The organism is Sphingopyxis sp. (genome assembly GCF_036675685.1).
Classification (GTDB): Bacteria; Pseudomonadota; Alphaproteobacteria; order Sphingomonadales; family Sphingomonadaceae; genus Sphingopyxis.
On the sequence record NZ_JAKFEM010000017.1, the window covers coordinates 46,137 to 64,232 of the forward strand.

20 protein-coding genes and 1 tRNA gene are annotated in these 18,096 nt (G+C 64.0%); 8 read left to right on the forward strand and 13 right to left on the reverse strand.

Annotation, left to right across the window (positions count from 1 at the left end):
* Positions 1–12: 12 nt before the first annotated feature.
* Together V6M50_RS07810 and V6M50_RS07815 are read left to right on the forward strand one after the other, a co-directional pair.
* On the forward strand, positions 13–2,517 hold the full coding sequence (locus V6M50_RS07810; protein WP_332817989.1) for a TonB-dependent receptor: 2,505 nt from the start codon (positions 13–15) through the stop codon (positions 2,515–2,517).
* Between the two features lie 57 nt (positions 2,518–2,574).
* Positions 2,575–3,258 (forward strand): Fe2+-dependent dioxygenase, encoded by a 684-nt coding sequence (locus V6M50_RS07815; protein WP_332817990.1) that lies wholly within the window; start codon positions 2,575–2,577, stop codon positions 3,256–3,258.
* On the opposite strand, the gene V6M50_RS07820 is transcribed toward V6M50_RS07815, so the two are convergent.
* From V6M50_RS07820 to V6M50_RS07840, 5 genes are all read right to left on the reverse strand, one after another.
* Positions 3,255–4,124, reverse strand: coding sequence for an FAD:protein FMN transferase (locus V6M50_RS07820; protein ID WP_332817991.1), 870 nt, complete (start codon positions 4,122–4,124; stop codon positions 3,255–3,257). The genes V6M50_RS07815 and V6M50_RS07820 overlap by 4 nt on opposite strands.
* 92 nt (positions 4,125–4,216) lie before the next feature.
* On the reverse strand, positions 4,217–5,044 hold the full coding sequence (locus V6M50_RS07825) for a DUF4198 domain-containing protein (protein WP_332817992.1): 828 nt from the start codon (positions 5,042–5,044) through the stop codon (positions 4,217–4,219).
* A 17-nt stretch (positions 5,045–5,061) separates the two neighbouring features.
* Positions 5,062–5,589: a DUF2271 domain-containing protein gene (locus V6M50_RS07830; protein WP_332817993.1), complete on the reverse strand. Its 528-nt coding sequence runs from the start codon at positions 5,587–5,589 to the stop codon at positions 5,062–5,064.
* Positions 5,590–5,600: 11 nt separating this feature from the next.
* Positions 5,601–6,245, reverse strand: coding sequence for a PepSY-associated TM helix domain-containing protein (locus V6M50_RS07835; protein WP_332817994.1), 645 nt, complete (start codon positions 6,243–6,245; stop codon positions 5,601–5,603).
* Between the two features lie 176 nt (positions 6,246–6,421).
* Positions 6,422–6,514, reverse strand: a tRNA-Ser gene (locus V6M50_RS07840).
* A gap of 243 nt (positions 6,515–6,757) precedes the next feature.
* Here V6M50_RS07840 and V6M50_RS07845 point away from each other — a divergent pair.
* Both V6M50_RS07845 and V6M50_RS07850 read left to right on the forward strand, forming a co-directional pair.
* Positions 6,758–7,534, forward strand: coding sequence for a DUF1134 domain-containing protein (locus V6M50_RS07845; protein WP_332817995.1), 777 nt, complete (start codon positions 6,758–6,760; stop codon positions 7,532–7,534).
* Positions 7,535–7,758: 224 nt separating this feature from the next.
* The gene (locus tag V6M50_RS07850; protein WP_332817996.1) at positions 7,759–8,886 is read left to right on the forward strand and encodes a GGDEF domain-containing protein; all 1,128 of its coding nucleotides are present in this window, start codon (positions 7,759–7,761) and stop codon (positions 8,884–8,886) included.
* 24 nt (positions 8,887–8,910) lie between these two features.
* Here the strand turns inward: V6M50_RS07850 and V6M50_RS07855 are convergent, their stop codons facing one another.
* Genes V6M50_RS07855 through petA form a run of 4 tightly spaced genes read right to left on the reverse strand, consistent with a single transcriptional unit; the run spans position 8,911 to position 12,196 of the window.
* Entirely contained in the window at positions 8,911–9,465 is a 555-nt protein-coding gene (locus tag V6M50_RS07855) for an adenine phosphoribosyltransferase (RefSeq protein WP_332817997.1), read from the reverse strand.
* 26 nt (positions 9,466–9,491) lie between these two features.
* On the reverse strand, positions 9,492–10,307 hold the full coding sequence (locus tag V6M50_RS07860) for a cytochrome c1 (protein ID WP_332817998.1): 816 nt from the start codon (positions 10,305–10,307) through the stop codon (positions 9,492–9,494).
* A gap of 31 nt (positions 10,308–10,338) precedes the next feature.
* Positions 10,339–11,625: a cytochrome b gene (locus tag V6M50_RS07865; RefSeq protein ID WP_332817999.1), complete on the reverse strand. Its 1,287-nt coding sequence runs from the start codon at positions 11,623–11,625 to the stop codon at positions 10,339–10,341.
* Positions 11,626–11,638: 13 nt separating this feature from the next.
* On the reverse strand, positions 11,639–12,196 hold the full coding sequence (gene petA, locus V6M50_RS07870) for a ubiquinol-cytochrome c reductase iron-sulfur subunit (RefSeq protein ID WP_332818000.1): 558 nt from the start codon (positions 12,194–12,196) through the stop codon (positions 11,639–11,641).
* Positions 12,197–12,419: 223 nt separating this feature from the next.
* Between petA and V6M50_RS07875 the strand changes: the two genes are divergently transcribed.
* Positions 12,420–12,878: a tRNA (cytidine(34)-2'-O)-methyltransferase gene (locus tag V6M50_RS07875; protein WP_332818001.1), complete on the forward strand. Its 459-nt coding sequence runs from the start codon at positions 12,420–12,422 to the stop codon at positions 12,876–12,878.
* Positions 12,875–13,735 carry an oxygen-dependent coproporphyrinogen oxidase gene (gene hemF, locus V6M50_RS07880; RefSeq protein WP_332818002.1) on the forward strand — a complete coding sequence of 287 codons (861 nt, stop codon included), beginning with the start codon at positions 12,875–12,877 and terminating at the stop codon, positions 13,733–13,735. Before V6M50_RS07875 ends, hemF begins: the two co-directional genes overlap by 4 nt.
* Before the next feature lie 56 nt (positions 13,736–13,791).
* Here hemF and V6M50_RS07885 read toward each other — a convergent pair whose 3' ends face one another.
* Positions 13,792–14,646 (reverse strand): glycerophosphoryl diester phosphodiesterase membrane domain-containing protein, encoded by an 855-nt coding sequence (locus V6M50_RS07885; protein WP_332818003.1) that lies wholly within the window; start codon positions 14,644–14,646, stop codon positions 13,792–13,794.
* A 44-nt stretch (positions 14,647–14,690) separates the two neighbouring features.
* Positions 14,691–15,434 carry a hypothetical protein gene (locus V6M50_RS07890; RefSeq protein ID WP_332818004.1) on the reverse strand — a complete coding sequence of 248 codons (744 nt, stop codon included), beginning with the start codon at positions 15,432–15,434 and terminating at the stop codon, positions 14,691–14,693.
* A gap of 133 nt (positions 15,435–15,567) precedes the next feature.
* Between V6M50_RS07890 and lipB the strand changes: the two genes are divergently transcribed.
* Both lipB and V6M50_RS07900 read left to right on the forward strand, forming a co-directional pair.
* On the forward strand, positions 15,568–16,221 hold the full coding sequence (gene lipB / locus V6M50_RS07895) for a lipoyl(octanoyl) transferase LipB (protein ID WP_332818005.1): 654 nt from the start codon (positions 15,568–15,570) through the stop codon (positions 16,219–16,221).
* A 9-nt stretch (positions 16,222–16,230) separates the two neighbouring features.
* Positions 16,231–16,575: a hypothetical protein gene (locus tag V6M50_RS07900; RefSeq protein ID WP_332818006.1), complete on the forward strand. Its 345-nt coding sequence runs from the start codon at positions 16,231–16,233 to the stop codon at positions 16,573–16,575.
* Positions 16,576–16,583: 8 nt separating this feature from the next.
* On the opposite strand, the gene queE is transcribed toward V6M50_RS07900, so the two are convergent.
* Both queE and queC read right to left on the reverse strand, forming a co-directional pair.
* A complete protein-coding gene (gene queE, locus V6M50_RS07905) occupies positions 16,584–17,216 on the reverse strand; it encodes a 7-carboxy-7-deazaguanine synthase (protein WP_332818007.1) in 633 nt (210 codons plus the stop codon).
* 3 nt (positions 17,217–17,219) lie between these two features.
* On the reverse strand, positions 17,220–17,912 hold the full coding sequence (queC, locus tag V6M50_RS07910) for a 7-cyano-7-deazaguanine synthase QueC (RefSeq protein WP_332818008.1): 693 nt from the start codon (positions 17,910–17,912) through the stop codon (positions 17,220–17,222).
* Positions 17,913–18,096 lie beyond the last annotated feature (184 nt).

Sequence of the window (18,096 nt, forward strand, 5' to 3'; positions counted from 1 at the left end):
AGGGGGTTTACCGTGAAGTCATCGACGTCCGCCTCGTTCCTCGCACTCTCCTGCGTGGGCAGCCTGATCAGCGCCCCGGCGCTCGCCGCCGAAGTCGACGCGACGCAGGACGCACCCGGTGGCCGCAGTGACATTGTCGTCAGCGGCACCCTCGCGACCGAGGTCGAATCGCCCAAGTCGACCGCTCCCCTCGTCGACACGCCGCAGACGGTGACGGTGGTTTCGCAGGAGCAGCTGCGTCAGCAGAATCTCCTCACCTTGCGCGACGCGCTCTCGACGATCCCCGGCATCACCTTCGGCGCCGGCGAAGGCGGCGGCGGCTATGGCGACTCGATCAACCTGCGCGGCTATTCGGCGAACAACGACCTGACGGTCGACGGCGTTCGCGACAGCGCGCAATACAGCCGCACCGACCCCTTCAACCTGCAGCAGATCGAAGTCTATAACGGTGCAAACTCGGTCTTCAACGGGTCGGGCAGCGTCGGCGGCACGATCAACCTCGTCAGCAAGATCCCCTTCGCGCGCAATGCTACGACGGCGCAGGCCGCGGTCGGCACCGACAATTATTACCGCGCCTCGGTCGACAGCAACTGGCGCCTGAGCGACCTGATCGCGGTGCGCGTCAACGCGATGTATCACGAGAATGACGTGCCGGGCCGCGACGTCGAATCCTATCGGCGCTGGGGCGTCGCGCCGTCGATCACGATCGGCGTCGACAGCGACACCAGCCTGACGCTCGCCTATATCCACCAGGACGACGACAATACGCCGATCTATGGCGTTCCCTATTTCCTCGGCACCGTCATCGACGGGCCGCTGCCCGGCGTCGACGACAGCGACTATTTCGGCATCGTCAACCTCGACAAGCAGAAGACGAAGGTCGATCGCCTGACCGCAACCTTCCGCCATGCGTTCAACGACAATATCTCGATCCGCAACCTCACCCGCTGGCAGCGCGTCGGCCAGTATAGCCAGACGAGCGCGCCGCAAGGCACCTTCTGCCTCGCCAACAATCAGCAACCCATCGGTTCGACCGCCACCGCGACAACGGGCAGCGCCTGCACCGCGTCGCTGACCAACGTCGTCGATTCCAACGGGGTCTTCCGCACCAGCGCCAATCCGCTTGTGATCACCGTGGCACCGGGCTTCTATCAGCCCAACGGCCCGCGCGGACTGGTCCGCGATCAGGTGAACAATCTGGTGCACAACCAGACCGACCTGACCGTCGAGACGGGCCCGAAGGGCGGCATCCACAACATACTCGTCGTCGGCGGATCGATGAGCTGGGAAGATTACAGCATCACGACCGCCAGCCTGGCGCGCAATGCGCTGGGTCAGGCCGTCGTCCTGCCGCAGATCGATCTGGCCAATCCGGACACCGTCTATACCGGCCCGATCAACTTCACCGTCACCGCCCGCTCGCAGGGCAAGAGCCGCAACCTTGCGGTCTATGCGTTCGACACGCTCGAACTCGGCACGATGTTCGAACTGAACGCCGGCGTTCGTTACGAGAAGAACCGCGCCGAATTCCGCAACATCCCGCTTGGAACCTATCCGCCGGGCACCACGCCGCTGACGTCGCTGCAGTTGCCCACACAGGCCAGCGACGAGAATCTTTTCTCCTATCGCGTCGGCGCGGTGTTCCACCCGATCGAGAATGTCAGCCTCTACGCAGCCTATGGCAATGCCAAGACGCCGTCGTCGGCCACGGTTCGACTTGGCTGCGGAACGATCCCGGCAACGGGCGCGGCGGACCCCTGTGCGGTCGCTCCGGAAAAGGCGCGAACCTATGAAATCGGCGCCAAAGCCGAGCTCCTCGACAAGAAGCTGCTGCTGACCGCCGCGCTGTTCCGCAACGAGCGCAGCAATTTCCGTACGCCTTCTAACGATCCGTCGCGGCCCAACTCGCTGCAGGTTCTCGACGGCGAATCGCGCGTCGACGGCGTCGCGCTGGGCGTGACCGGCAACGTGACGCCCGAGTGGGCCATCTTTGCCAATTATACCTATCTCGACAGCGAAGTGAGGCAGAGCGTTTCGGACTATTGCCTCGTCAATCCGGACCCGCAGCCGGTCACGGTGCCGGCTCGCCCGGCTTGCGGCAACACCGCCGCCATCCGCGACCCGCAGGCCGGCGACCGGCTGATCCAGACGCCCAAGCATTCGGGCAGCCTCTTCACGACCTACGTATTCCCGTTCGGGCTGCAGATTGGTTACGGCGTGACCTATCAGGGCAAGTTCGCGACCAACCAGCGCAATATCGCGCAGCGTACGCAGTTCATGGTCGACGATTATCTGATCCACCGCGCCTTCGTATCGTACGACTTCAAGAATGGCCTGGTCGCGCAGCTCAACGTCACCAACCTGACGAATGAGGACTATTACACCGGCGTGCGCAACAATGTCGGCGCGGGAACCGTCGCCGCCAATGGCACCGTAACCGGCGGCGCCGTAACGGGCGGCTGGGCGACTCCTGGCGACGCGCGCTCGGCGGTGTTCAGCCTCTTCTACAACTTCTGATCGACAGGGCGGGCGCGGCGCATTGCCGTTCCCGCCCTTTTCAGCCTAGAAGCGGCCATGATCCGTATCGTTCCCGACGTGCTCGACGCCGACGGTGTCGCCAAACTGCGCTCGCTGCTCGACGCCGCCGACTGGATCGACGGCAACGAGACATCGGGACCGCAAGCCGCGCTCGCGAAGCGCAACCAGCAGCTCCCCGAATTCGGCGAGGCCGCGGCCGAAGCCGGGCGTTTCGTGCTCGATGCGCTGGGCCGCAGCCCGCTGTTCATTGCAGCCGCACTTCCGCTGAAAATCTATCCGCCCTATTTCAATCGCTATACCGGCGGGGACAATTTCGGCGACCATATCGACAATGCGATCCGCATGCGCCGCGGCAGCGAATTCCGGATGCGGAGCGACCTGTCGGCAACGATCTTCCTCGCCGATCCCGACAGCTATGAAGGCGGTGGGCTGGTCGTCGAGGGTTTTTCCGAAACGCCGGGGATCAAATTGCCCGCGGGCCATATGGTCCTCTATCCCGCCACGACGGTCCACCGCGTCGAGCCGGTGACCGCGGGTACGCGCGTCGCGAGCTTTTTCTGGATCCAGTCGATGGTCCGCGATCAGGGGCAACGCAACCTGCTCTTCGACCTCGACCTGGGAGTACAGGGCGCGGCAATGGCACTGGGTCAAGGCGATGCGACGGTCGTACGGCTGACCGGCGTCTACCACAATCTGCTGCGCCGCTGGGCCGACAGCTAGTCGAGCATCTCCCGCCAGGCGCGCGAGATATATTCCCGGTCACCCGCGATGACACAGGCTGCCAGTTGCTGCTCATCGGCCCGCGCGATGCCGGCCTGCGGCCCGAGCACCGTCAGCGCGGTCGCCCAGCCGTCAGCCATCATGCAGCTGCGGTGGAGCACGGTGACCGATGACACGCCGTTGACGATCGGGCGGCCTGTCTTTGGGTCAAAGCTGTGCGAATAATGTTGCCCGCCCCGAGCCAAACCGCGGCGATAATTGCCCGACGTCGCGACCGACAGGTCGTGCAGCGCGAGGCGATAGGGTGCTACCGGTGCGGAGGGCGGCATTTCGACATCAACCCACCAGGGCTCGCCGTCGGGCCGTATCCCCTCCCCGCGCAGCTCGCCGCCGACTTCGAGGAGGAAATGCCGCACGCCCTGCGCCAGCAACCATTCGGCCGCGAGGTCGACGCCATAACCTTTCGCTATGCCCGACAGGTCAAGTGCGGCGCCCTCGCTGCGCCGGATGCGCGGCCCGGCAGCGTCGAAATCGATCCGGCGGTCGATCGCACCGCCCGTCGTATCGACCGGAATCCGGTCGATCGGTCCTGCGCTCCCGAACCCCCATCGTTCGGTCAGCGCGCCAAGGCAAGGATCGAAAGCCCCGCCGCTCGCGCTCGAAATCTCCAGCGCCGCCGCGACGACATGCGCGAACTCGCCCGGCACAGAGTACCAAGCGCCAGGCACAGCGCGATTGAAGCGCGAGAGGTCGGACTCCGCCTCCCACTGGCTCATCTGCGCGACAACGCGGTCGAACGCAGCCTGGACGCCGTCGCTGGCCCCTGCGGGCGGCGAAACCACCTGCAGCGACCAGCTCGTCCCCATCGTTTCGCCCGAACAGGTATCGATCTGCGCCCCCGGGTCGCGCGCGGCAAAGGCCGCGGGCGTCAGCGCCCGGGGAATCAGGATGCGATCGGTCAGGGTGCGAGCACCTCGAGCGTCGTGACATAACTCGCACGGCGCGCCACCGCCGGCGCGGCGCCCTCAGGCTGCTCGGTCTGCGGCGTCGTGACGTTCAGCCAGTACATGCCGGGTTCGGGCCACATTACCTCAACCTTGCCGTCGGCGCCGGTCTTCAGGTCCATCTGGCCGAGCTGATCGCGATAGCGGATGCCGCCGGCGATCACCGTCACCGGCAGGTTCGCGGCCGGCTTGCCGTCGAGCAGGAACTGGAAAGTCGCGGCCTCGCCCGCAATCAAATCGTTCGGATGGGTGACGGGGGCCAGCTCGATGCCCTTGCCCGTCGGCTTGAACAGCGTCGTCGTTGGCTCACCCACCGTCACGAAAATCTCGTTGCGGTTGTTCGCCTCGGCGGTCTTCACATTGGTCGCGCCCGCGGGGATGCGCTCGGCAAGGTTGGTGGTGGTCGTCCCGCGCGGCAGGCGCTCGGTCTTGCCGTTCAGGTCGTAGCTGCCCATCACGCCGTCGACCACGGACCCGATCCGCCACGTCCCTTTCTGCGTCAGATGGACGTCGAAGGTACTGCGATAGCGCCCCGTCGCCTTGTTCTCGATCACCGCTTCGGTGCCGTCGGGCGCCCACGCCTTCATCGCGTCGAGGCGCAGCGGCTGATGCTCGAAATAGAAGAGGTCGTTCGACACCGCGGCGTCGACGGTGACCCAGACGTCGTCGCCCGACAGCACGGTCGACGACGGCATCATCCACTGGCGGTGTGCCGAGGCCGGAACGGCGACCAGCGCCGCAAGCGCGGCGGTCGCGGCGAAACCCCAAATTCGCTTCTTCATGTCCTGTCCTTTCAAGCTCAGCGGAAGGCGACCGACACGGCGCCCAGTTCGGTCGTTCCAGCGGCGCGCCCGCCCGTTCCGGCCTTGCCCGGCCAGATGAAGGGAATGCGCAAAAGTTCGCGGCCGCCCACCTCGCGCGCGGCTTCGATCACCAGCGTGTATTGGCCCGGCGCGGCGGCGGCGAGTTGCGCGCGCGTGAAGGAGATCTTGTGGGCGCCCGGTGCACGGGTAGCGCCGGTGATGCCGTTCGCGGGGAAGGTCATCGACCGGCCCGCGGCGCGCCACCACTGGCGCACGTCACGAAGCCACTTCGTGCCCTCGTTCGCCTTCATGTCATAATCGTACCAGATCGCGACCGTCTTCGCCGGGGCGCCTGCCTTTTCGACCCAGATCGCAACATAGGGTTTGTGATATTCGGCGACCTTCAGCCGCGGAATATTGATCGTTACCTCCATCGTGCCGGGATCGGCGGCGAGCGCGGGGACGGCGAATGCAGCCCCGAGGCCAATCGTACCGACGATACGCGCAGGGGTGGAAAGCGGCATGACTTGTCTCCCTAATGAATGAAAATGACGGCGATCGCCGCAGGAATGGCGAGGCCCATGCCGACGAGTGGCCAGGTGCTCTTCCGCTTCGCCGAATGAAGCTGCAGCAGGACCAGGCCGGTGATCGCAAAGACGAGGCAGGCGAAGGCGAAGATGTCGATGAACAGGCTCCACTCGCCGCCCGAGTTGCGCCCCTTGTGCAGATCGTTGAGGTAGGAAATCCAGCCGCGGCTGGTGACCTCGCTCGATGCCTCGCCCGTTGCGAGATCGATCGCGACCCACGCATCGCCGCCCGGGCGCGGCGCGGCCAGATAGACCTCGTCCGCGGACCATTCAGCCTCGCCCGACGCCTTCACCGGAAACGTCGTTTCCACCCAGTCGGCGACAGGCCCGGGCAAGGGCGCCTTGGCGTCGGCGGGGTTCGCCGCCTTGAGCCGGGCGACCAGCGCAGGCGGCAACTGCGCCGTCTTTTCGGCAACGACCGGCGTCCCTTCGATGTCGGCGGCGTGATTGAGCGTGAAGCCCGTGATCGCGAACAGCAGCAGGCCGATCAGGCTGACAGCCGAACTCATCCAGTGCCACATATGGAGCTGCTTCAGCCAGAAGGCTTTCCGGCTCTTCTTCGTCACTGGTCGCGGGGATGTGGGTGCGTGCATCGAGGGGTTCTAAAAGGAATGACGCGCGGGCATTATCGAGAATGATTCGCAATTACAAACATTATTGCGGCTTTTTTGGCTGTACTGGCCGCGACGATGGACCCGACGGAGCAACGACCGGCGGCGCCCCTGCTTGGGGAGCCGGCGACCGCGCGTTCAACGATGTCGGGAATAGGTGGCGGAGACGGAGGGATTCGAACCCTCGGTACCGGATTTACCAGTACGACGGTTTAGCAAACCGTTGGTTTCAGCCACTCACCCACGTCTCCGCATGGCCTGTCGCGCTAACGACAGTCTGGCCTAGGCGGGTCGCTATAGCCATGCACCTCGCGCCCCGCAACGCCAAAGATTGCCCGTTTTTGACCTTGTCGCGGGCGTTTCGTCGCCAAATCGATTCGGTCTGGCTTAAATTCGACTCGGGTCATCGCCCGTTCATTGCCCGCGGGCGAAAGCGAGTCATGATTGAAGCAGGTTTCGGCGCTCGGGTGCCGTTCGATTTTTGGGGGTCCGATATGCGGAAGACGTTCACCAGCCTTGCCTTTGCGGCGATGGCCTCGCTCGGCCTCGCGCTGACGCCGCTTCCGGCAGCTGCGCAAATGCGCGAAGTCGATCCCAACAGTACGGCGATCGATTCCGATCTCAACAATCCTGCTCCGCCGCCGGTATCGACCGATTCTACGGCCGGCACATCATATGACAGCGACCTTGCCACCGGCGACGAGCAGACCAGCGAAACGCCGCCGCCCGTAGACGGCACCGCGACCAGCGGCGACGTCTCGGCCACCACGACGGCCGCGGCGCCCGGCTCCACCTATAAGAAGGACGATCTGATCGGCGCCGCCGAAGGCGTGTTCGGCAAGGGCGCGCAGGGCCTCGCCGGCCTGATCGAGGATATTTTGAAGAAGCAGGGCGAACCCAACGCCTATATCATCGGCCGCGAGGCCGGCGGCGCGCTGGTGCTGGGGGTGCGCTACGGCTCGGGTACGCTGCATCACAAGATCGAGGGCGAACTGCCCGCTTACTGGACCGGGCCTTCGATCGGCTTCGACGCAGGCGCCAACGCCGGCAACACCTTTGTCCTCGTCTACAATCTTTTCGACAGCGAGGACCTCTACAAGCGTTATCCGGCGGGCGAAGGCGCTGCCTATCTGATCGGCGGTTTCAATGCGAGCTATCTGCGCCGCGGCGACGTCGTGCTGATCCCGATCCGCGTCGGCGTCGGCGCGCGGCTGGGCGCCAACGTCGGTTATATGAAGTTCCGCAAGAAACAGAATTGGGTGCCCTTTTAAAGAACAGCCCGTTTGCCACGGGGGCGATAGCCCGCGCTTCGGCGCGGGCTTTTTCTTTGCCGCGACGAGCCGGCCTCCGCACGGGCTGTGACGCAATCCGCTGTTACCAGACGTTAAGGCTATTGGCGTACCGTCACGGCATGAGACGATCGGATTCCTCCACACCGATCGAGTCGCCTTCTCGCTTGCGACTTTTTCCAAGCCCGGCGGCTCTACCGCTACCGGTGTATCGCGACTTCGTCGCCATGCTGTTCGACATGTGGCTTCCCATATTCGGACTGGGCACCGTTTTCGTCGGAATATGCGTGCTGGTCGGCCGCGAACTCGACAGCAACTTTCTTCTTGTTCTCGCCGCGCTCGGCGCACTCACCACCATGCTGCGCCTAGCTACACTTCGCGCCTATTTCCGTTCGGGCGCGGTCCGCGATTTCGACGGGCTGAGGCGTTGGGAGCGTCGCTATGCGATCGGCAATTATGCGTCGGCGATTCTCCTCGCGCTGCTCAATATCGTGGCCATTTCCGCCCATTATCCGCTGCTGCATCTCATCACGGTCAGCTTGGTTTTCAGCTTTGGCGCCGGCATCGTTTCGCGAACCTCGATCCGTCCGCAGATCTGCGTGACCAGCCTCTTGATTGCCACGCTGCCCACGATCGCCGCGCTGGCGCTTCACGCACTCGAAACGCACCCCACTGCACTCCACGGCGAACTGTTCCTGATCGAGGCGCTGATCGTTACGATGATCACCGCGCTCAGCCTCCAGACCGTCGATCATCTTTACCGCTCGGCGGTCGAACATCACACGGCGCGGCATGATATGGCAAAGCTCGCGAGGACCGACGCGCTTACCGGCCTCTCGAACCGTCTGTTGCTGCGCGAGCTTTTTCAGCTTCACACCGCGACGGCGGTGCGCGCGAAAAACCAGGTCGCGCTGCATTTTCTCGACCTCGACGGCTTCAAGGCGATCAACGATCGCTACGGGCATCCCGCGGGCGATGCGCTACTGGAACAAGTCGCGCGCCGGCTCGAGGGAATGGTTCGCAGCGATGATGTCGTTTCGCGCCTCGGCGGCGACGAATTCATCGTCCTGCAGGTCGGCTTGCGCGACGAAACCGAGGCCGAGCTGCTGGCGCGTAGAATCATCCGCGAGATCAGCAAACCCTATTTCGTGGACGATATATCGATGTCGGTGTCGGTCAGCGTGGGAATTGCGACGGCGCCCAAGCTGGGAGTGGAACTGGAACGCCTTCTCGCCTGCGCCGACGCGGCTCTATATCGCGCGAAAGCGGGAGGGAAAGCGCGAGCGCTCTTCTGTATCGAGGCCGACGCGGCAATGGCCGATCTGGCGGCCTGAAGACCCGGATGCTGGCAGTGCGAGCTAGTCGCCGTCAAAGGCGATCAGCGTCTCGCACGCGAGGCCCGTGGCCTCCAGCCGCTGCGACCCGCCAAGGTCGGGCAGGTCGATAACGAACAGTGCCGCCGCCACCTCGGCCCCCACGCTCTGCATCAGTGCCGCCGTCGCGAGGATCGTGCCGCCGGTCGCGAGCAGATCGTCGACGAGGACGACGCGGTGCCCCGGCAGGACCGCGCCCTCGTGCAGCTCGAGCCGGTCAATGCCATATTCGAGTTCATAGTCGACCCCGATCGTGACGCCGGGCAGCTTGCCCGCCTTGCGCACCGGGACAAGGCCGAGCCCCATCGCCGTCGCCATCGCGGCGCCGAACAGGAAGCCGCGCGCCTCGACCGCGACGATGAAGTCGGGGCGGTGGACGGCGGCGAGCGCGCTCAGCCGGCGGACGCTTTCGGCAAAGCCGGCGGCGTCGCCGATCAGCGTGGTGATATCGCGAAACTGGATGCCCGGCTTGGGAAAATCCGGGATGGTGCGGACCAGCGACGCGAGGTCGAGGTCCGGCTGAGGCGGGAGGGCGATCATGGAACCGGTCGCCCTCCCTTATGCCCTCAATGCTTCTTGTCGGCCCAGATGTTCCGGTACGACAGGTACGTCAGCACGGTGAAGATCAGCAGGAAGAAGAAGACTGCATAACCCACCTGGATGCGCTTGATCAGCCGCGGCTCGGCGGTCCAGACGAGGAACGCGGTGACGTCCTTCGCCATCTGGTCGACCGACGCCTCGGTGCCGTCGGCATAGGTCACCTGCCCCTTGGTCAGCGGCGGCGCCATCGCGAGGTTGAGGTTTGCGAAATAGGGGTTGTAGTGCAGCCCCGTGCCCGGCTTGAGTTCGGCAGGCAGGTTCTTCGGCGGGTTCTGGAACCCCGTCAGCAGCGAATAGACATAGTCCTTGCCGCCTTCGCGCGCCTTGGTGATCAGCGACAGGTCTGGCGGCAGCGCGTTGTTGTTCGCGGCGCGCGCGGCCGTTTCGTTCGCATAGGGCGAAGGGAAATAATCTGACGGCAGGCCAGTCCGCGTCGCCGGTTCACCCGTATCCGGGTTGATCGACGGAATATTGTCGTAGCTCTTGGCAAAGGTCTTCACCTGGCCCTCGGTATAACCGAGATCCTCGATGTCGCGGAACGCGACGAGGTGCAGGCTGTGACAGGCCGAGCAGACTTCCTTGTACACCTGCATCCCGCGCTGCAACTGCGCCTTGTCCCAATGCGGCAGCACGATGCCGTCGCTGGCCAGCTTCAGATGCTTGGGATGCTTGTGAAACTCGTGCGCGACATTGGCTTCATTGGTGAGCGGCGTCGTGAAGATCGCGAGCACCAGCGCGGTAATGAAACCCAGACCGACGAGAAAACCGAGCGGACGAACCATGGCTTTATCAGCTCCTATTAAAGTCCGGCGCTCAGGCCGTTGCCGAAGCCGACGAGGTGTCGGTGGCGTGTTTGGCGAGGACCGCTTCGGTAATCGAATTCGGCATCGGAAGCGGGCGTTCGATCCGCGACACGATCGGCAGGATCACCAGGAAGTGGGCGAAATAATAGATCGCGCCGAGCTGGCTGAGGATCACCCACGGCTGTTCCGCCGGCTGCATGCCGCACCAGCCGAGGAGGAACACGTCGGCCACCAGGATCCAGAAGAAGATGCGGTAGAGCGGACGGTAGTTCGACGACTTCACCGGCGAGCTGTCGAGCCAGGGCAGGAAGAACAGCAGCGCGATCGACGCGAACATCGCGATGACGCCCCACAGCTTCGCGTCGATCCACAGGAAATTGAAGGTGAATGCCTTCAGGATCGCGTAGAAGGGCAGGAAATACCATTCGGGAACGATATGCGCCGGCGTCGAGAGCGAGTTCGCTGGGATATAGTTGTCGGCATGACCCAGCATGTTCGGGCTGAAGAAGGTCAGCGCGACGAATACGAGCAGGAAGATGCCGACGCCGAAGCCGTCCTTCGCGGTGTAATAGGGGTGGAACGGGACGGTGTCCTGTTCGTCCTTCACCTCGATGCCCGTCGGGTTCGACGAACCTGGGATGTGCAGCGCCCAGATGTGCAGGATGATGACACCCAGGATCACGAACGGCAGCAGATAGTGCAGCGAGAAAAAGCGGTTGAGCGTCGCATTGTCGGGCACGAAGCCGCCGAGCAGCCACTCGCGCACCGGCTCGCCGACCAGCGGTATCGCCGAGAAGAAGCCGGTGATGACCTGCGCGCCCCAGAAGCTCATCTGGCCCCACGGCAGCACATAACCCATGAAGGCGGTCGCCATCATCAGGAGGAAGATCACGACGCCGAGCAGCCACACCATTTCGCGCGGCGCCTTGTACGAACCGTAATAAAGGCCGCGGAAAATGTGCAGATAAACAACGATGAAGAACATGCTCGCGCCGTTCATATGCGCATAGCGGATGAACCAGCCGGCGTTCACGTCGCGCATGATATGCTCGACCGAATTGAACGCGACGCCCGCATTGGCGGCATAGTGCATCGCGAGCACGATGCCCGTGATGATCTGGATCATCAACGCGGCGCCGGCGAGGACGCCGAAGTTCCAGAAATAGTTGAGGTTGCGCGGGACCGGATAGCCGGGGCCCGTGGCATTATAGACCAGCCGCGGGATCGGCAGCTTCTCGTCCATCCATTTCATCAACGGATGCTGAGGTTCATAGGGCTTGGCCCAGGGAAAGCTCATCTTATCTTGCTCCTCAGCCGATCGTCACGACGGTATCGCTGGTGAATTCATAGGGCGGCACGACCAGATTCTTGGGTGCCGGGCCCTTACGGATGCGCGCCGCGGTGTCGTAGTGCGAACCGTGGCACGGGCAGAAATAACCGCCGAAATCGCCACGATTCTCGCCCTCGGCAGCACCGAGCGGCACGCAGCCCAGATGGGTGCAGACGCCCAGCGTAATCAGCCAGTTTTCCTTGCCCGGCTTGGTGCGCTGGTCGATCGTTTCGGGATCGCGCAGGTCGTCCAGCGGCACGGCCTTGGCCTCGGCGATTTCCTTGGCCACCAGGTTACGGACGAACACGGGCTGCTTGCGCCAGCTGGTCTTGATCGCCTGGCCGGGCTGGATCGCGGAAATATCGATTTCGGTCGACGACAGTGCAAGCACATCGGCCGATGGGTTCATCTGGTTGAGCAACGGCAGGACCACCGCGACTGATCCAACGCCGGCGAAACTCACTGCCGCGATATTGATAAAGTCCCGGCGCCGCACGCCATCTTCGATGCCGGCGTTGAGTTCAGAGTCACTGGCCATTCGATTGCCCTTGCATGGGTGAACTAACAAATCTCCCGGAAAGGCAGGCCGCCCCGTTTGCGCGCGCACGAAATGGCGCGCCCCGGCGGCCCCTCCGGGAATTGCGGGCCTGATAGCCGCACATCCGAGGCTTGCCAACAGTCAATTTCCGCTTCTTTGACTGCATCGGGATACGCGTGCGAAGACCCTCGATTCCAAAGGCGGCCGCGGCTATGGCGACCCCATGGAAATCGCCCTGTTTCAACCGGATATTGCGGGCAATGTCGGCACGACCTTGCGCACCGCCGCCTGTTTCGGCGTGCCCGCGCATATTATCGAGCCGTGCGGTTTTCCCTTCTCCGACGGCGCGCTGAAGCGCGCCGGGATGGACTATGCCGTCAGGGCGAATGTGCGGCGGCATGCGGACTGGCCGGGCTTCCATGACTGGAGCGTCGGGGCCGGGCGGCGGATCGTGCTGATGACGACGGCGGGCGCGACGCCCCTCTCCGCCTTTGCTTTCGAATCCGGCGACATCCTGCTGCTCGGTGCCGAATCCTCGGGTGTGCCGCAGCATGTCCATGACGCGGCGGCGGCGCGGGTCGCGATTCCGATGCGAACCGGCTTTCGCTCCTTGAATGTCGCGGTCGCGGCTGGCATCGCGCTCGCCGAAGCGCTCAGGCAAACGAAAGGCTTTCCGGCATGATCTCGCTCGACCCCCAGCAGCAGACCGCGCGCACCTGGTTCGAATCGCTGCGCGACCGCATCTGCGCCGAGTTCGAAGCAATCGAGGCCGAGGCGGGCAGCGATGCGCGCTTTGCCTATACGCCCTGGGATCGCGAGGCCGATGCGCTGGCGCCGGGCGAAGGCGGCGGCGGTGTGCGCGGCGTGATGACGGGGCGGGTTTTCGAAAAGGTCGGGGTCAACGTCTCGACCGTCGCGGGCGAGTTCGCCCCCGACTTTGCCGGATCGATCCATGGCGCCAGCGAGGACCCCAGTTTTTTCGCGACGGGGATCAGCCTCGTCGCGCATATGGCGAACCCGCATGTTCCCGCGGTCCATATGAATACCCGTTTCCTCGCGACGACCAAGCGCTGGTTCGGCGGCGGCGCCGACCTCAACCCGCCGATTCCCTATGCCGAGGATACCGACGCCTTCCATGCAAGGCTGCGCGCTGCCTGCGCGCCCTTTGGCCCCGACGTCTATGAACGCTATGCCAAATGGGCCGAGGATTATTTCTATATCCCGCATCGCGGTGTCCATCGCGGCGTCGGCGGCATCTTCTACGATCATCTCGAATGCGGCGACGATGCCGAATATGACCGCAACTTCCAGCTGACGCAGGCGGTCGGCGAAGCCTTTCTCGACATCTTCCCGCAGATCGTGCGCCGGCGGATGAACCTGCCCTTCACCGAAGCCGATCGCGACGCGCAGCTGATCTGGCGCGGCCGTTATGCCGAATTCAACCTCGTCTACGACCGCGGGACATTGTTCGGGCTCAAGACCGGCGGAAACATCGACGCAATCCTGATGAGCCTGCCGCCGCTCGCAAAATGGAGCTGATGCAAAAAGGGCGCCCCGTTGCCGGAGCGCCCCTTTTTGTAAAATCGCCCCGGTAATCAGGCGAAAACGTCGGCCTGGCTACGCCCGCCCAGCGCGCGATAGATGCCCGCGGGAACCCCGACCTGCAAATAGGCCATCGGAATGCTGAGCAACAGCGCACCAATGACAAGGCCGATCATCGACCCGCCGCTGGGCACACCGCCCCCCGCGAACATCGACACGCCGACGATCATTCCGAGGATCAGGAAGATAACGAAAAACGCCACGCCGATCAGGATGAAATAACCGAAAATCTTCCACTGCGACACCGCCGTCATCCGCCACGATTCGCCCAGCCCGGTCAGGACATTGTACGTCCGCTGATCGGCCATCACGGGCCCGGTGCAGCAAAAGCGCGCTGCGAGCCACACCATAAACAGAAAAAACAGCAGCATGAGCAAAAGCATCAATATGCCGCTGCCCGCTGCTGCGGCTTCACTGGGCTGACCGCTCATCATCATCGGTGCGAGCGCGCTTCCGAAGACCACAAAGCCAAGCAGAGCGAGCACCAACACCACTACGATAACCAGCAACAAGGTCGGAAGTGCGGCCACCAGCCCATAGGCCAATGCCGATCCAAGCGGTTCGGCGCCGCCCGTCAGCCCGATCCGCCAGGAGGCAAAATAGCTGCCCGTCTGAAGAATATAGTTGATCAGGCTGAGCAGAATCATCAGACCGCCCATCGCCGCCATTCCGCCACCCCCAGCAAAGCTCATCGGGTCGGTCATCGCCGCGCCGCCGCCCAGCGCGAGCTGCAGGACCAGTGGAACAACGATGCCCACCCCGATCAGGGCGATCGCGTGGTTGGCCCCCTGCCCCGCAAAAAAACTGGTCGCATAGGACCAGGCTTGACTGATGCTGATCTTGTTCATCGTCTACTCTCCCCTGATTGATACTCCCGATATACGACCCGGATTCATGCGAATACGCCGCCCTCGGCGCGAACGGCCAGCTGACGGTAAATCGATGCGATGACCGCCGTATTGAGCAGCCCAAAACCCGCAGACACCGCCGAATTGATCGTGCTGCCGATCAAATGACCGAACGAGCCATGCGCCCCGAATAAGCTCGTAACCCCGCCGACGATCGCCGAAACGATGAGCAATACGACCATGAACAGGATCACGAACAGCGCGATGCGCCAGCCGTTGCCTTGCGTCAGTTGCCAGCTTCCCTGCAGCGCCGCGACCGGATTCTTGAGGTCGCGGTCCGCGAGCAACGGATAGACGGCGGCAAATCTTCCGATGAGGTAAATCGCCGGAACGATCAGCAACAGGAATGCGATACCGAACAGCAGCGACTGGATGAGGAATATCGCGATCAGCGTCGGTATCATCACAAGCGCAAAGGTAAGCGCTTCACCGACACTGGTTCCGGACCGCGCAAGCCAGAGCCGCAGGATCGCAACCGAGCCGAGCGTCGAGGCAATGGCGATTACCAGGAGCCAAGGGAGCTGCTGTCGCATATCGGCTAGCGCCAGCGCGAAGAGCTGGTCGGGCGTGGCATTGGCGGGCGGCGCGAGCGGCGCCGGGCCGAGTAACGCCAATATCATGCCCGGCAGAAAGAGGAACAACCCGGCAAGGATGCTCGTCAACGGAAGATGGGCTCGCACAAGCGTCGTCGCATCGTCCCAAGCCGCACCCATGTCGAATTTTACCATTGATACCCCGTCATTTTTCGGTCCACTTATTGCAAGGGAAAGTGACGATCTTCGGCGCTTCTGTCCAGCCCTGTCGGGATTTGGCGTTCGGCCCCTTGCGCGGGGCACCAAGGCGGGCCAGATAGCCGGCGCGATGAGCCCCTTTCCTCCACCCGAATGGGCGACCAGCCCTGGCCTGACCGACTATGCCGCCGCGCTCGCCGACATGGAGTCGCGCGCCGCCGCGATCCAGCGCGGCGAGGCGGGCGAGCGCATCTGGCTGCTTGAGCATCCGCCGCTCTATACCGCAGGGACCAGCGCCGATCCCGCCGAGCTGCTCGACCCGCGCTTCCCGGTTTATGACGCAGGGCGCGGGGGACGCTATACCTATCACGGCCCCGGCCAGCGGGTCGGCTATGTCCAGCTCGACCTGTCACAGCGCGGGCGCGATGTGCGCGCTTATGTCTCGGCGCTCGAAGGCTGGGTGATCGACGCGCTCGCGCGGCTCGGCGTTGCAGCGCGGCGCGCCGAAGGCCGCATCGGCATCTGGACCGACGACCCGAACGGCCGCGAGGCGAAGATCGGCGCCATCGGAGTGCGCGTGAAGCGCTGGGTGACGCTGCACGGTTTTTCGCTGAACGTTGCGCCTGACTTGTCGCATTTCGGCGGCATCGTTCCGTGCGGCATCGCCGAATTTCCGGTTACCAGCCTCGCCGCGTTGGGCCGGACGGCATCGTTCGGCGATGTCGATGCCGCGCTCGCAGAAACGCTTCCCGCCTTTCTCGACAAGCTCCGGCCGAGCGATTAGGAACGGCGCATGACCCGGACTTTCCTTGCTTCGCTCCTGCTCCTGTCACTCGCGGCCTGTGGCGGCGGCGATCCGGCGGGCAAATCGACGACCAAACTCGACGCGGTCGAGGTCCAGCCCGGCACGATCAGCGATTCGATGATCATCCTCGACGACGCGAGCGTCGACGGTACCGCGGTCGATAACAGCGTTCCCGACGATGGCACGAAGAAGGAAGCCGCCAAGGCGGGTGAGGAAAGCAGCGAGGACGAGTCTGCGGAAGCAGACAGCGAGGCAGAGAATCCCGACGCGGTTCCGGCCCCCGCCGCGAAAAAGGCCGTCACCGCCGATTCCGCCGCAAAGACGGGCGAATAGTCAGCGCGTCAGCGCAGCCCCAGACTCTTGTGGGTTTGCAGCGACAGGCGCCAGCGCGGATCCGCCATCACCAGATCGACGCACGCCTGCACATTGTCGGCCGCGTTGGGATCGTCGAGCGGCTGGATCAGCCGGTGGGTGAAATCAAGCGCCGCAAGCCGCTCGACGTCGCTACCGGGCTGCGGCCAGACGAGTTTCAGTTCGTCACCGTTCAACTGCACCAGCTCGCTGCCTGCCTTCGGACTGACGCAGATCCAGTCGATGCTGCGCGGGATTGGCAGCGTGCCATTGCTTTCGATCGCGATCGTAAAGCCCTGGTCGTGCAGCGCATCGATCAAGGCGGCATCGACCTGTAGCATCGGTTCGCCGCCGGTCAGCACGACATAGCGGTCCTTACCACCTTGCCCCCAGCTATCGGCGATGACCGTCGCCAGCGCTGCAGCATCGGCATATTTGCCGCCTAGCGTCCCGTCGGTGCCGACAAAGTCGGTGTCGCAGAATTTGCAGATCGCTTTGCCGCGATCCTTCTCGCGCCCCGTCCACAGGTTGCAGCCCGCAAAGCGACAGAAAACCGCGCGGCGGCCCGCCTGCGCACCTTCGCCCTGCAGGGTCAGGAAAATTTCTTTGACGGCGTAAGCCATCGGTCAGGGCCCAACGGCGTAGCGCGTCGGGTCGGCAAGGCCCGCGTCGGCGAAACCCTTGCTGCGAAGGCGGCAGCTGTCGCAAAGCCCGCAATGCAGGCCGCCGGGTGCAGGGTCGTAGCAAGACCAGCTTTCCCCGGCGTCCATCCCCAACCGTGCCGCTTCGGCCGCGATGTCAGCCTTGGTCATATGCTGCAGCGGGGCGTGGATGCGAAAATCGACGCCCTTGTCGCCATCGCGTGTCGCGAGGCGCGCGAGATCCTCGAACCCGGCGATGAATTCGGGGCGGCAGTCGGGATAGCCCGAATAATCGAGCGCGTTCACGCCGATGACGATGTCCTGCGCGCGGCGCGCTTCCGCCAGCCCGAGCGTCAGCGACAGGAAAATGAGGTTGCGCGCCGGCACATAAGTGACGGGAACATCGCTCCCGACCCCATCCTTCGGCACATCGATGTCGGCCGTGAGCGCCGAACCGCCAAAGCGGCGAAGGTCGAGCGGGAGGACGATATGCTCGATCGCGCCGACAGTCTGGGCAATCCGCGACGCCGATTCCAGTTCGACCCGGTGGCGCTGGTTATAATCGATCGTCAGCGCGACGATCCGCGCCCCGGCTTCGCGCGCAAGACCCGCGCACACCATCGAATCGAGCCCGCCCGATAAAAGGACGATCAGGGTTTTTCCGGCAACATCGTGCATCGGCGCCCGATACGCCCGCTCCGATTTGGGCGCAAGAGGCGCCTTGCTGCGGCGCACCAAAAGAAATGGGCCGCGCAACCTGTGTCACACGGCCCAGTTCGGCATGAAAGCCGTTAGGGAGAAGACATACATCGGCATGTCTTGCCCCGGTTTAGCGGCGGATGGTTAACATTGCGTTAGCGCG